Source organism: Oceanobacillus alkalisoli (genome assembly GCF_021556485.1).
GTDB lineage: Bacteria > Bacillota > Bacilli > Bacillales > Amphibacillaceae > Oceanobacillus > Oceanobacillus alkalisoli.
Window position 1 is genome coordinate 1 of sequence record NZ_JAKGBW010000001.1, and the last position, 13,567, is coordinate 13,567.

Genomic DNA, 13,567 nt, shown 5'->3' on the forward strand with positions numbered 1-13,567 from the left:
GAACCAAGACAGCATCAGAATGAAGTACAGACGTGCTTTGTTTCAAGAAACAGGTGTTGAATCTTAATTGGGGAAACCTGTTGAGTGTTAATTGTGAAAAACTGCTTAATTCTACTTGACGGTTACACTATTATAGTCTAGTATATAAAAGCTTTATTTCTATTTAGTTGATTGAAACGAATATTGGATTACCACGGTAAATAATCAGCTGCAGTGAAATTCAACAAAATAATAATCAAAAATTACTTAAGCTAAAATTTATCATTTATATCAAGTCAGATAGTCCACCCGAAGAGGAACTATCTGACTTTTTTTGTTCTAAAGTATCAAATGTGCAAGAGGAAGACATACTGACCCATCGTCTTATCTGAAAAATTATTTCACTTGATGTTCCCTAAAGCTGAGTTGGAGGGTGTATAAAATGCGTAATCTCCTGATTAGAAAATATGTACGAACAGTCTTCTAATTTTTTCAGGCGAAAAGATGACGTTAATTTCTAAAAATTCATTATTTTGAGTGGACGTTCTATTTATGCTGTGTTAATATATTATCAATAGTGATAATATTAATTGGAAAAACACCTTAAAATATATAAAATGTAAAATAATTTTAATTTATGGTAAAATTCTTCATTTTATATAGACATTTTTTAAGTGCTATGTTAATGTATTGTCGAAAATGATAATAAATTGAATTAATTTTGTAAAGTGAGACTAAAAATTTAATAGGGGTAGGTGAATTGATTTCAAATGATGGAATATTATGGGAATGGTATAGAAACTTTTAAAACCTTCGTTAAGTTTTCAGATGTAAGCTCCATTCATATTGAAAATGCGACAAGATTATTTAATCAACGAGAATGGAGTGACTTAAATATATATCGGACGAAACGAAGAATAGAAGCTAGTAAGAGTTTGTACCTTGCAAAAGAATCAATCATGGAATTTTTAGGCTTTGGGATACGAGAAATTAGGAACATTTCTCTTTTAAAAGGGGTTTTTGGACAACCGGTCATTGTAAATAACAATAATTCTTCAATTAACATTGGAATCTCCATCACACATACGGAAAAGACAATAGGAGTATTACTTTTTGATCAACGACATCCAATGGGGATTGACGTGGAAAATAAAACAAGCACTGACTCTGAATTTTTAGAGCCATATTTTACAGATTTTGAAAAAAGAATGATTAAAAATAGTGGGGGAACCTTGAGTAAAGAGATTTTATTTAGCGCAAAGGAAAGCTTATCAAAAATATTAAAAACAGGGCTCACTTCACCACTTCAAATTTACGAAATTTCAAAATACTACAAACAAGGAGATACAATATATTTATTTTACAAAAATTTCGTTCAATATAAAACAACTGTGCAGCAGTATGGATAGTTTAATAGATACAATATTAAGGGGTATGATTGCTGAATATGGTGTGAATACATTAAAAAACTTTTCGTTTTTTGGACATAGTATGGGGGCAATCGTTGCTTATGAAATTGCTGTGAATTTATTGGAGAGGTACGGAACGAAAGTAAATTATTTGTTCCTATCCAGTAAGTCATCTCCCGATCATAAAATGGATAAAGTTAAAGGTCCCAAAACACTGATAGACCAACTTAAGGAAATTGGAGGAATAAACGAAGAAATTCTAGAAACTGATGATTTTATGAATGTTTTTTTGCCAATCATCAAATCTGATTTTGATGTGCTAGAAGGCTACCATATAAAAAGTTTCGAACGGAAGAAATTAGACAGCAAAGCTGTACTATTATTAGGTTCAAAAGATATCGTTAAGAAAGACAGTGTTGTAAGTTGGAGTCAGTACATTAAATACATTAAAGAACTGTATTTAATAGAAGGTGATCATTTTTACTTAAATAATAACCAAGATACTGTCATGGCTATTCTTCAAAAGTATTTAATTGAAAAGAACTATAAGTTGCCTATAAGGAGTTAATGAGCTGTGATGGAGGATTAGATATATTTCAAGACAGTTTATAACTACCACCGATTTCTCCCTTTAGATTTATCTAAAGGGAGCTTCTTGTAACTTTCATTAAACCAACAAAGTAGAAGAGTGGATAAGAAATCTCGTCTCATTAGCACATAGTTTTATATGAAAGTGCTTTTTTTATCTCCTAGTTAACATAATACTTATTATGAGAACCTATAGTAAAAACACACTTTATTATCTCAATAACAAAGTATACTCTTGATAGTGAGATATTTTAATAAAAATCAGGAAATATAACATAATAAAAAAGCCGCGCTATAATATGCACGACTTATTTATTGTGTAAAATTATTTTAAAATGCTCTTTTCTTATCTGTCCTCAAAGAATTGACGATTGAGTGTAATATATTCAGTTTCCGATTCTGGAACTTCATCTTCAATGAAAATCGCTTCTACAGGACAAACTGCTTCACAAGCTCCACAATCTATACAAATATCAGGATCGATATAAAACATATCTTTGCCTTCTTCAATACAATCAACTGGACAAACCTCAACACATTCGCCAGCTTTTTCAGTTTTACACGGTGATGTAATGACAAATGCCAAATCGAACGCCTCCTTTGCTGCTAAATCATTTTCCAAGCTAATTATACATGAACCTTTCCCAACGAACAAAGGTTATTAGCTTTTCTTAAAAAACTCTGAACCAGTCCAGGATTTAAATTTCTTTAAAATAATCTTTTAAAAATCCACCAACACGCTCACTATTGTCAATGATGAAATAAAATTCATCTGTTTCATTAATTACATCATAAACTTTGCCTGCAGTTAACTTATTATTGACAACGAATTTAGCTGCATCTGTATGCACACATTCAATTTGTTTAATTGCTGTTCTTTTTTCCCAATCTAAGTGAATCATTATTTGCTCCTTTTTAGTTTACATAATAAATTTATTGTAAACATTTTGGTTTTTAATCATTGAACAAGTGTAAATATTGTTCGTACCCTTCTTCTTTCATCTTCTCTTTCGGGATGAAGCGCATCGCTGCTGAATTAATGCAATATCTTAATCCACCAGCCTCAACTGGCCCATCATCAAAGACATGTCCTAAATGGGAATCTGCTGACCCACTTCTAACTTCTGTACGGATCATGCCGTGGGATGTATCCATGTTTTCTTTGATTTCATATTGATCAATCGGTCGTGTAAAGCTTGGCCAACCACAATTCGCATCGTATTGATCCCTTGATGAGAATAATGGCTTTCCAGATATGATATCTACATATATTCCATCTTCAAAGTTATTCCAGTACTTATTCTTAAATGGCAACTCTGTGCCGTTTTCTTGGGTTACGTGGTACTGTAACGGCGTTAATTTTTTCTTTAAATCTTCTTTATCATACGTTTCTTTCCAATTGTTATTAATAAAGTCTTCTCTCCCTGAACCTTTTTTGTATAAGCGATAGTGGAATGATTGTTTCTTATAATAATCCTGGTGTTCTTCTTCTGCTGGATAGAACGTCTTAGCCGGAAGAATTTTCGTTACAACCGGCTTGGAGAACCTGCCGCTTGCATCAAGAGCTTGTTTCGATTCTTCAGCAATCGCCTTTTGTTCTTCATTTTGATAAAAGATTGCTGTCTGATATGATTCTCCCCTGTCATTAAATTGTCCGCCTGGATCTGTCGGGTCAATCTGTTGCCAGAACGTTTCTACGAGTTCTTTGTATGGCATAATAGCTGGGTCAAATGTAATTTCGACTGCTTCAACATGTCCAGTTGTATCGGCGCTGACTTGCTCATAGGTAGGATTTTCCACATCGCCACCTGTATATCCAGAAATGACACGTTCAATCCCCGGACGGCTGTCAAAGGGTTCAACCATACACCAAAAACAGCCGCCGGCAAACGTAGCTTTTTCTAATGAATTAGACATGAATTATTCCTCCAGTGCTCTAGTGTGATACTATCTATTTTTCCGCTTTTTTACTTAAAATGCAAGTATACTGCATGTTTTTTTATATATAAAGCTTTGGAGTAGATAAACCGCTATTCTTTTTTTTCGTTGTTTTCACTTTACTTGTTGCAATATTTTTTTCCTTTTCCGGATTCCTTTCTATATTTGCCTCCTCTTTCTTTTCTTCTTCCGGAAGATCATCTATGCTTTTGAAAGCTTTGACCATACGATACATAGCTGGTAAGTTTTTTAACATTGGTCCATATTCTTTAATCATCGGTGTCGTCGTTTCTACGACTCTTAAAACTTGCTGTATATTACTCAGTATACCCGAAAAACCACTAATTCCTTTACTGATTTGAGGATTGTGTAATAAATTTCCCGAAGTTATTTTTTGTAAGCTTACTGGAAAGCGGCTACGTGGCATTGGAGATTGTTGAGGAGTTCCGAACATAAAGGAATTCATTCCTTGTGGTTGCTGCCTATAAGGATAATTTTGCCGTCTTTGAATTGGTCCGAGCATTTTCTCACCCCTGCCTTCTATGCTTGCTTTTATAATGTACGTAACAACTGATTAAAAAGTGTAGGCAATATATTATTTCCCGGGCAAGCGCAGGAATCAGCAAAAAACTGCATCAATAGTGGTTTTTATATGAGCTTCTTGTCGATTTTTGTCTGATTTATTTAAAACAAACGTTTGATTTAATTTATTAACCTCATTTCTTATCCCTGAATTATCTTCTATTCACTATTGACAACAAACAAATGTTCGTGCATAATTTTTAAAGAGGTGAGATGAATGATAAATAATCGTGGCTCGATTAAATGGACAACGATGATGCTCCCGGAGCATGCTGAACTACTCAGAGAATTATGGAACGAGGATAATAAAATCAAAAATCCGCTCCTTGATCCCCAGGAAATGGAGTTAATGGAGCAGCATTTACAGACTGCTTATCTAGACAAATTACGAACAGAATTTACGATATACAGCCCTTCTGCTTTACAGACAGTAACTGGAACAATTACGAAACTAGAGCAACAGACAAAACAAATCCATATAAAAAAAGAGGATGGTACGCGCCTTCCCCTCCCCCTTCAACTCATTGTAAATATCACAATAAAAAAATGAGGCTAGTATTCCTTAGCCTCATTTATCTATTATGATAGGAATCCCAAACCTCATCAAACGTACGTAATGCATCTGGAAAAGGGCTATTCCATTCCAGATAATCACTTATTTCGTTATAATCATCTGAGTGCTTTGGGAAATCATGATCACGGAAAACCCCCTCGGCTAGCTTACATTTTTCATCTGGAACTTTCATTCCCCGAAAAGTCATCAGATGCTGATAAAATGTCTTCAAGAAAACACCTCCATCTATTCTTTTCATCAGGTTGATGGTTCCTCTTCTTCCATAAATTCCTTATGTTTTTTTAACTTTCTCTTATATACTACCTTAGATAACTGTACGCCTATTTCATACAAAAGAATTAGCGGCACAGCCACAATGATCTGTAAAACAAAGTCTGGAGGTGTGATTAATACACCAATTACAATTAAGCCGAAGTATGCATACTTTCTATTTTTAATCATGAATGCTGGCGTAAGTATACCGAGACTCGTTAAAAACATAACAATAATCGGTAATTCGAACAACACAGCGAAAGGTATTGTAACACGAAATAGAAATGTAAAATAGCGATCGACAGTAAACATAATATTAAACATCCCATCATTCAACGATAACAGGAATGGCATAATCAGTTCCACGAAAATAAAATAACCAAAGACTAGTCCGCCGATAAATAAAAGAAAAACTGCAGGTATGTAACCGAGTGTTGCTTTTCTTTCATGTGGAAGTAGGCCCGGTTTAACAAAAGCCCATATTTGATAAGTAAGAAGCGGAATCGTTCCTACAATCGCTACCAATCCTGCCATGGAGAAGTAAATCCAAATAATTTCCGTTGGACTAATCGCAGTTAATTCCATGTCTATATCATTGACGAAAAACCAATAAATATCTTTAATATAAATAAATCCAACTATGAATAAACCGATAAATAATAAAGCTGTAACAATTAATCGGTTGCGGAGCTCAGAGAGATGATCAACAAGATTCATCTCTTTTCCTTCCATTTGATTTCCTTTAGCCATTTAAGACCCACCTCTAATCGAAAAAGCACACAAAAGAAGATGTAAGGTAAAGTAAGAACTTACATCTTCTTTTTTAATATTTTACTTGGACTGTTAATGTATTATTGTTTACTTTTATCCTCATCTTCCGTTAATCCCTTTGTTGCATTCTTAAATTCTTTTAATGAATTGCCAAACGCTTTACCAATTTCTGGGAGTTTATTTGGACCAAACACAATAAGAGCAACAATTACAATTAAAATTAAACCTGGAATTCCAATATTACTTAGCATGTTCTCTCACTCCATTTATTTACTGTCATCGTTCACAATAGATTTAACTTCTTTTACTTCATCCGTAACATCACTAGTTAAATCATTCGCCGATTTTTTAAATTCACGTAGTGTGTCACCAGCAGCTTTACCAATTTCCGGAAGTTTGTTTGGGCCAAAAACAATAAGCGCAACAACTAGAATAAGAATCAATCCAGGAAATCCTATGTTTGCCAGCATATCTATCATCTCCGTATTATAAATATCCCTGATGCTAATCATAAGTATATAGCATTAGAAGGCTCTGTACAAGTTCTACTCCTTATTCTTTTTTCTTTCATAAACAAGATAATAATAGTCATAGGGATTCGATTCATCCTTCTTCCCTCTCGTTTTCTCGGTCAACTCCCATTCATCCAATGAGAACGACGGAAAGAATGTATCCCCTTCAAAATCTTCATCAATCCATGTAATGTACAGCATGTCGGCAAAAGGAAGCACTTGCTTAAAAATATCCCCGCCACCAATCACAAAATATTCTTCTTGTGGATTGTCATCATTCCGTGTTTTGATAGGTTCCAAGTCATGGATTACTTCTACTTCTTCCGGAAATTCATGGTTCCCTCTTGTAAGAATAACATGCTTCCGATTCGGCAGAACGCGTCCGATCGAATCAAATGTTTTTCTCCCCATAATGATTGTATGACCTGTCGTTGTTTCTTTAAAATAACGCAGATCATCCGGTAAATGCCAAGGTAAATCATTGTTGGACCCTATTACATGATTACGGTCCATTGCTACGAGTAAGGAAATCATCCTCAAAACTCCCCTTTCTATACAGCTATCGGAGCTCTAATAGCTGGATGCGGATTGTAGTCGATTAATTCAAAATCGGATAGCTCGAAATCAAATATTGATTGCTTGTCCGTATTCAATTTCAATTTCGGTAACGGCCGTCTCTCCCTTTGCAGTTGGGTTTTCACTTGTTCCAGATGATTGGAGTAAATATGTGCATCCCCAATCGTATGGATGAATTCTCCTACTTCTAGATCGCATTCATGGGCAATCAGATGTGTCAAAAGTGCATAACTTGCAATATTAAATGGCACGCCTAAGAAAGTGTCTCCACTGCGCTGATATAATTGGCAAGACAATTTGCCATCTGCCACATAAAACTGGAATAAGGTGTGGCACGGCGGTAAAGCCATGAATGGGACGTCTTCCGGATTCCAAGCAGACACGATATGTCTCCGTGAATCCGGATTATTGCGAATCGAATCCACGACATTCTTCAGCTGATCAATCACTTCTCCTGCTTTTGTTTCCCAGTGACGCCACTGCTTTCCATAAACAAAGCCTAAGTCACCATATTTGTTCGCAAATGTATCATCATTTAAAATTTTATCCTTAAATATTGCCATCTGTTTCTTGTATTCCAGATTGAACGTCTCATCCTGCAGACTGCGACGACCGAAATCCGTCATATCCGGTCCATCATATTCGTCACTGGCTACCCATTTTTCAAAAGCCCACTCGTTCCAAATATTATTATTGTTTTCTAAGAGATAGCGAATGTTCGTATCCCCTTTAATAAACCAAAGCAATTCGGAAGCAATTAAATTAAAGTTTACTTTCTTCGTAGTAAGTAATGGGAATCCTTCACTTAGATCAAAACGCATTTGGTGGCCGAAAACAGAGTACGTACCTGTTCCGGTCCGGTCTGCTTTTTTATTTCCTTCATCTAAAATCAAACGGCATAAATCAAGATATGCCTGTTCTCCTTGTACCATGTCGATAACCTCCTAGCGTGATTATTACCCTTCTACCTTCCGTCTGTTTTGTCTGTTCCCCACTCTTTATGAAATTGATCCAGAAATAAAAGCATCCAGCGATGACGCTCCTCTGCAATCTGTTTTGCGTAAGAAGTATGGAGCCTATCTTTTATTTTCAATAACTTATCATGAAAATGTTGGATGGACGTATGAGAATCGCCTTGCTTATAGATCAATTGATTGTTCGCACCACCATACTGGAAAGTCCGTGCAATCCCGATTGCACCAATAGCATCCAGCCGGTCAGCATCCTGTACAATCTTTCCAGTCCAAGTAGACGGTGTTTTACCCGTTTTAAAAGAAATGGTTGAAATCACATGATTAATCTCATTTTTCGTTCGTATCGGGATGGAGATACAATCTAAAAATACATTCATTTCATTGATCGCTTGATGAGGATCAGGAAATAGTTTACGGTCCCCAACATCGTGTAGCCATCCGGCAGCTTCACATAAGCAGAGATCACCGTCTTCTTTTTTCGCAATTTCCTTAGCCAGTACAGCAACACGTCGCATATGTTCATAATCATGTCCTGTCGGATCGTCATGGAATAGCTGATATGTAAATTCACGAATTTCTTTTAATTGCCGCTGTTGGATTTCGTCCATCCTCCTTCCTCCTCTTTTCTATATTACTTTATTTTGTTTAGGAATGCATTCGATTCATTCGTTTTATCCGTAAACCTATATTTATAAAACATTCAGAAAAAAATACAGAGAATTTCTTGACTAGTCTAATTAAATGGGTTATCATGGTGTCAACAAAGCAGAAGTACGGATTCATTAAACACAAGGGCAGCTTCCAAAGAAGTGGGTGTAATTGTAATCCTACTCTCTAGAAAGCTGTCTCTTTTAATGTTTTTTGTCCTCTACTTTGTACTATAACCACGTTTTATCGTGAAAGGTTTTAGGAGGAGTTTACATGCAAAACGGAGTAGTAAAATGGTTCAACGCAGAGAAAGGATTTGGATTCATTCAATTGGAAGAAGGTAATGATGTATTCGTACATTATTCAGCTATCCAAGAAGAAGGTTTCAAAACACTAGAAGAAGGTCAAGAAGTTTCCTTTGAAATTGTAGAAGGCGAACGTGGCCCACAAGCAGCTAACGTAACAAAATTATAAAAATTCGCAAGCAGTATTCGTAAACAGAATACTGCTTTTTTTGTTTTCTGGAACCCTGATCACCTATCAGGGTTCTTTTTTTCCTTTCTTATACCACACTCCATCATCCGTTTCCATTAACATAATTTTCCTCTATTGTCTAATTAATTGTAAGCGTCGCCTCATTTTTTCACAAAGTGTTCAAATACTTTTATAACGAAAAGGTTAGTAAAATCACTGTTTCAATGAGTATGCGAAGTATTGAACAAATTGTGAAAAGTGTCTGAGTGCGATAAATTCTATTTTCAATTTGTGTATGATGAAAATAGCAGTACAGAGAACTTCTAGGAGGGATGAAGGAATGACTACTGAAAAGAAAAAACAGTTAGAATCCAGTCCAGAAAACGAACCAAATCTAAAGGGAACTCTAATCTCCGTTTCAGTTGTGGGGATTTTTATCTTAGTAACTTGGTTTGGGGTATTTATGCTATTCCTATCCAGGTAAAGAAAAATGGGAGTGATACAAATGCATTTACACAAGTATGAAAAATATTGGCTTGGGCTCGGAACAATTGGTCTTATCGCGTTCTTATTAATTCTAGGCTTTGGAGCCTTCTATCTTGGGACACACCCGCAAAGCCATGGAGAGTTGATCGATCCGGAGAACTTGGAGATGAATGAAGCTTTCCGAGAAGAAAATCTTGGTTTGACAGAGGTCGATGAGGGCAGATACGTACTGAATGTTGTTGCTTCTGCTTTCAACTATAATCTTGGTACAGATGAATCAGGCACACCTGTCAACCATATTGAACTACCTGCCGGTTCAAAAGTGCTCGTACAGGCTACAAGTCCTGATGTCGTGCATGGTCTGAATTTCGCCGGTACAAATATTAATATGATGGTTGAGCCTGGTTATGTAAGTGCTCTTGAAGTACAGCTTGATAATCCTGGTGAGTATACCCTTGTATGTAATGAATACTGTGGTGTCGGGCATCACTTGATGTACGGTACATTGGAGGTGGTTGAGTAATGGAAACAGCAACAGCACCAGCTAAAATAACGAATGTATTTACGAACAGAGGAACAAAGGAACTTAGCTTACCGAAAAATGAACGCAGACTCGTCATGTCCTATATGTATGTCGCTTTTATTTCTTTATTTATCGGTGGATTAATGGGACTGTTACAAGTGCTTGTCCGCTCCGGCAGCTTTGAATTACCTTGGGGAATTAATTATTACACCATATTAACTGTTCATGGGGTTATTCTAGGTCTTGTACTTACTAGCTTTTTCATCATTGGTTTTCAAAATGCATTAATGGGTAAAACAGTAGGATATTCAAAAAAACAATTGAATTGGGCATGGATTGGCTTCGCGGTCATGACGATTGGAATGATAAGTGCCGCAATTACCGTCTTATTGGGTAAAGCAAACGTATTATATACGTTCTATGCACCACTGCAAGCACATCCAGTGTTTTACATCGGGATCACCCTTGTAGTTGTAGGAAGCTGGATTAATGCGTTTGTCAATTTCCGTCAGTTCTATGTATGGAAGAAAAATCATCCAGATGAAAAATCACCACTGCTTGCCTTTATGGTTGTCATCAACATGCTTATGTGGTGTATTGCAACGATTGGTGTTGCTAGTGCAATGCTTGCCCAATTTATTCCCTGGTCATTGGGCTACAAAAACACAATAAACGTATTGCTGAGCCGTACTTTGTTCTGGTACTTCGGTCATCCGCTCGTCTATTTCTGGCTATTACCGGCATATATGGCCTGGTATGCAATTATTCCTAAAATTATCGGCGGAAAAATCTTCAGTGATACATTGGCAAGATTCTCATTCATTCTATTCCTGTTCTTTTCTATTCCAGTTGGTCTGCATCACCAGCTAACAGAACCTGGACTCGACTCAACATGGAAGTTCATTCAAGTTATTTTAACTTTCATGGTTGTTATTCCGAGTTTGATGACGGCTTTCTCGCTGTTTGCAACGTTCGAAATTACTGGCCGGAAAAAAGGTTATGGCGGATTGTTTGGCTGGCTTAAACACTTACCATGGAAAGACGTAAGATTCCTGGCACCATTTATCGGCATGTTAGCATTTATACCCGGTGGGGCTGGCGGAATTGTTAATGCTTCTTACCAAATAAACACGCTTGTCCATAATACGATATGGGTTACAGGACATTTCCATTTAACTGCAGCAACGACGGTAATATTAACATTTTTCGGGATTGCTTATTGGCTCATCCCTCACCTGACTGGACGGAAGTTAACAAAATCGGTTAACCGGCTTGGTATCATTCAAACGATTCTTTGGACAGTCGGTATGCTGATTATGTCGACATCTATGCATATTCAAGGTTTAATTGGCGGGCCACGACGTTCCGATTACTCCGATTATGGTGGAACTGCACAGGCTGCAGAATGGGGAGCTTATCAAATGGCTCAAGCAGTCGGTGGTACAATTCTCTTCATTGCAATTATATTAATGGTGTACATTTTCATTAAAATGGTTTTCTTCTCGCCTAAAGGAGAAGAAGAATTCCCGATTGCTCAGGAAGAAGATCATGCAGAGTTCACTCCAAAATGGACAGAAAACTGGAAGCTATGGATTTCAATTACGATTGTATTGATTCTTTTCGCATACACGGTTCCAGTGATGGACGTTATTCAAAACGCGCCTCCAGGATCAGCGCCGTTCGACTGGCCGATTGGAAATAGCTAATCAGAAAAAAGGACAAAGATTCGCAAACGAATCCTTGTCCTTTTTTACTCTTCATTTAAAATACACCTTAAATAGATTTAGAAATTATAAATCCGGCTGTATTTTTCTGTCAGGTAGTTAACTAAGTGCGCCGGATTTAGTGATTCGTTCGTGATGTCCTGAAGCAGTTCCAATGGTTTTTTCATTTTACCGTATTGGTGAATATTTTCTTTCAGCCAATTCGTAATTGGTGATAGATCGCCAGACTGCACAATCGAATCGACCTCCAGCTGCTGGTTCAACGTATTGTAAAATTGAGCGGCATACATATAACCTAATGCATAAGATGGGAAATAGCCGAAGTCTCCGCTTGACCAATGGATATCTTGTAAGACCCCTTCCGCGTCATTGGCGGGCTCAATTCCAAGATAATCAACCATTTTCTCATTCCAAAGATCCGGAAGATCCTTCACTTCGATTTCCCCATTAATCAATGCCTTTTCCAGTTCATAACGGACCATAATATGGAGTGCATACGTAAGCTCATCTGCTTCAATGCGGATTAATGTTGGTTTTACTTCGTTGATTGCTTGGTAGAATTGGCGGGTGTCCAGATCATTGAAAAAGTCTGGTGCAAAGGATTTAAATTTCTCATAGTTCGCCTGCCAAAATCCATTGCTTCTGCCGATCAAGTTCTCCCAGAATAAAGATTGGGACTCATGAATTCCCATGGATGTTCCAGTTGCAAGTGGTGTGCGAGCAAGCTTCTGATTGATGTTTTGCTCATATAAAGCGTGGCCACCTTCATGAATAATTCCAAACACTGCCATGCGGAAATCATTTTCATCATATCGCGTCGTAATTCGAACGTCTTGCAGATTTAACGTAATCTCAAAAGGATGAATCGTGTCATCGAGTCTCCCCGCTTCAAAATCATAGTTCATCTGCTTTAATACTTCAATCGAGAAGTTGCGCTGTTGCTCTTTCGAAAAATAGCCAAGTACAAGCGATGAATCAACATGCGCCTTGCTACTATTCACTTTTTGCCGTAATTCAGTCAATGAATCACGCAGTGCAGGGAATACTTTATCAAGTGTTTTTACCGTCATTCCCGGTTCATACTGGTCCAATAAAGCATCATAAATATGGTCTTCGTATCCCCAATAATTAGCGAATTTTTTATTGAATTCCACTAATCTTTCCAGATACGGCTGGAATAATTGAAAATTTTCTTTCTCCCTAGCCTCTTGCCATGCAGCCTCAGCTTGTCCTTGTAACGTGACATATTCTTTGTACTCGGCCCCGGGAATCTTTCGGTTTCGCTCATAATCCAGCTCGCATTCTTCAACTGCTTTTTGAATGACTTCATCATTTGTCTTATGCTTTAGTTCGTCAATGAAATGTTTCATTTTATCAGATGTCTGCATTTCGTGAACTTTAGCAGAGAGAACTCCGATTGCTTCTGAACGGGTTTCCACACCTTTTTTCGGTATTTTCGTCCGCAAATCCCAATGTGCAAGTGAAATTAATTCATGATAGGCATCAATTTCTTGTAAAAATTCCAGAAAATCTTTTTCTGAATTGCTTTTCGGCATG

General features: G+C 36.8%; 19 protein-coding genes. 7 read left to right on the top strand and 12 right to left on the bottom strand.

Annotation, left to right across the window (positions count from 1 at the left end; translation table 11 throughout):
• Positions 1-749: 749 nt before the first annotated feature.
• Positions 750-1,388, top strand: a complete 639-nt coding sequence (locus LZD48_RS00005; RefSeq protein ID WP_235760685.1) for a 4'-phosphopantetheinyl transferase superfamily protein — start codon at positions 750-752, stop codon at positions 1,386-1,388.
• A gap of 25 nt (positions 1,389-1,413) precedes the next feature.
• Positions 1,414-1,956 (top strand): thioesterase II family protein, encoded by a 543-nt coding sequence (locus tag LZD48_RS00010; RefSeq protein WP_235760686.1) that lies wholly within the window; start codon positions 1,414-1,416, stop codon positions 1,954-1,956.
• Positions 1,957-2,322: 366 nt separating this feature from the next.
• On the opposite strand, the gene LZD48_RS00015 is transcribed toward LZD48_RS00010, so the two are convergent.
• The 4 genes from LZD48_RS00015 to vrrA form a co-directional block, all read right to left on the bottom strand.
• Positions 2,323-2,562: a ferredoxin family protein gene (locus LZD48_RS00015; RefSeq protein WP_235760687.1), complete on the bottom strand. Its 240-nt coding sequence runs from the start codon at positions 2,560-2,562 to the stop codon at positions 2,323-2,325.
• A gap of 112 nt (positions 2,563-2,674) precedes the next feature.
• Positions 2,675-2,878, bottom strand: a complete 204-nt coding sequence (locus LZD48_RS00020) for a DUF6501 family protein (protein ID WP_235760688.1) — start codon at positions 2,876-2,878, stop codon at positions 2,675-2,677.
• A gap of 52 nt (positions 2,879-2,930) precedes the next feature.
• Positions 2,931-3,893, bottom strand: coding sequence for a peptide-methionine (R)-S-oxide reductase MsrB (msrB, locus tag LZD48_RS00025; protein WP_235760689.1), 963 nt, complete (start codon positions 3,891-3,893; stop codon positions 2,931-2,933).
• A gap of 82 nt (positions 3,894-3,975) precedes the next feature.
• Positions 3,976-4,437, bottom strand: a complete 462-nt coding sequence (gene vrrA, locus LZD48_RS00030) for a VrrA/YqfQ family protein (protein ID WP_235760690.1) — start codon at positions 4,435-4,437, stop codon at positions 3,976-3,978.
• A 276-nt stretch (positions 4,438-4,713) separates the two neighbouring features.
• Here vrrA and LZD48_RS00035 point away from each other — a divergent pair, with 276 nt between their 5' ends.
• On the top strand, positions 4,714-5,046 hold the full coding sequence (locus tag LZD48_RS00035; protein WP_235760691.1) for a YolD-like family protein: 333 nt from the start codon (positions 4,714-4,716) through the stop codon (positions 5,044-5,046).
• A 22-nt stretch (positions 5,047-5,068) separates the two neighbouring features.
• Here the strand turns inward: LZD48_RS00035 and LZD48_RS00040 are convergent, their stop codons facing one another.
• From LZD48_RS00040 to LZD48_RS00070, 7 genes are all read right to left on the bottom strand, one after another.
• Positions 5,069-5,281 (bottom strand): YozE family protein, encoded by a 213-nt coding sequence (locus tag LZD48_RS00040; protein ID WP_235760692.1) that lies wholly within the window; start codon positions 5,279-5,281, stop codon positions 5,069-5,071.
• 26 nt (positions 5,282-5,307) lie between these two features.
• Complete coding sequence (tatC, locus tag LZD48_RS00045) at positions 5,308-6,072, bottom strand: twin-arginine translocase subunit TatC (protein ID WP_235760693.1); 765 nt, start codon at positions 6,070-6,072, stop codon at positions 5,308-5,310.
• 101 nt (positions 6,073-6,173) lie between these two features.
• Complete coding sequence (locus tag LZD48_RS00050; protein ID WP_235760694.1) at positions 6,174-6,344, bottom strand: twin-arginine translocase TatA/TatE family subunit; 171 nt, start codon at positions 6,342-6,344, stop codon at positions 6,174-6,176.
• A gap of 15 nt (positions 6,345-6,359) precedes the next feature.
• Positions 6,360-6,563, bottom strand: a complete 204-nt coding sequence (locus LZD48_RS00055) for a twin-arginine translocase TatA/TatE family subunit (protein ID WP_235760695.1) — start codon at positions 6,561-6,563, stop codon at positions 6,360-6,362.
• Positions 6,564-6,638: 75 nt separating this feature from the next.
• Complete coding sequence (locus LZD48_RS00060) at positions 6,639-7,139, bottom strand: dihydrofolate reductase (protein ID WP_235760696.1); 501 nt, start codon at positions 7,137-7,139, stop codon at positions 6,639-6,641.
• Positions 7,140-7,156: 17 nt separating this feature from the next.
• Positions 7,157-8,113 carry a thymidylate synthase gene (locus tag LZD48_RS00065; RefSeq protein WP_235760697.1) on the bottom strand — a complete coding sequence of 319 codons (957 nt, stop codon included), beginning with the start codon at positions 8,111-8,113 and terminating at the stop codon, positions 7,157-7,159.
• 32 nt (positions 8,114-8,145) lie between these two features.
• Positions 8,146-8,763: an HD domain-containing protein gene (locus LZD48_RS00070; RefSeq protein ID WP_235760698.1), complete on the bottom strand. Its 618-nt coding sequence runs from the start codon at positions 8,761-8,763 to the stop codon at positions 8,146-8,148.
• Positions 8,764-9,076: 313 nt separating this feature from the next.
• Between LZD48_RS00070 and LZD48_RS00075 the strand changes: the two genes are divergently transcribed.
• From LZD48_RS00075 to LZD48_RS00090, 4 genes are all read left to right on the top strand, one after another.
• Positions 9,077-9,277, top strand: a complete 201-nt coding sequence (locus LZD48_RS00075; protein ID WP_156855848.1) for a cold-shock protein — start codon at positions 9,077-9,079, stop codon at positions 9,275-9,277.
• Positions 9,278-9,617: 340 nt separating this feature from the next.
• Positions 9,618-9,761, top strand: a complete 144-nt coding sequence (locus LZD48_RS00080) for a cytochrome c oxidase subunit 2A (protein WP_235760699.1) — start codon at positions 9,618-9,620, stop codon at positions 9,759-9,761.
• A 21-nt stretch (positions 9,762-9,782) separates the two neighbouring features.
• On the top strand, positions 9,783-10,286 hold the full coding sequence (locus LZD48_RS00085) for a cupredoxin domain-containing protein (protein WP_235760700.1): 504 nt from the start codon (positions 9,783-9,785) through the stop codon (positions 10,284-10,286).
• A 95-nt stretch (positions 10,287-10,381) separates the two neighbouring features.
• Positions 10,382-11,992 carry a b(o/a)3-type cytochrome-c oxidase subunit 1 gene (locus LZD48_RS00090; protein ID WP_235761078.1) on the top strand — a complete coding sequence of 537 codons (1,611 nt, stop codon included), beginning with the start codon at positions 10,382-10,384 and terminating at the stop codon, positions 11,990-11,992.
• 77 nt (positions 11,993-12,069) lie between these two features.
• Here the strand turns inward: LZD48_RS00090 and LZD48_RS00095 are convergent, their stop codons facing one another.
• A complete protein-coding gene (locus tag LZD48_RS00095; protein ID WP_235760701.1) occupies positions 12,070-13,566 on the bottom strand; it encodes a carboxypeptidase M32 in 1,497 nt (498 codons plus the stop codon).
• Position 13,567: the final 1 nt, after the last annotated feature.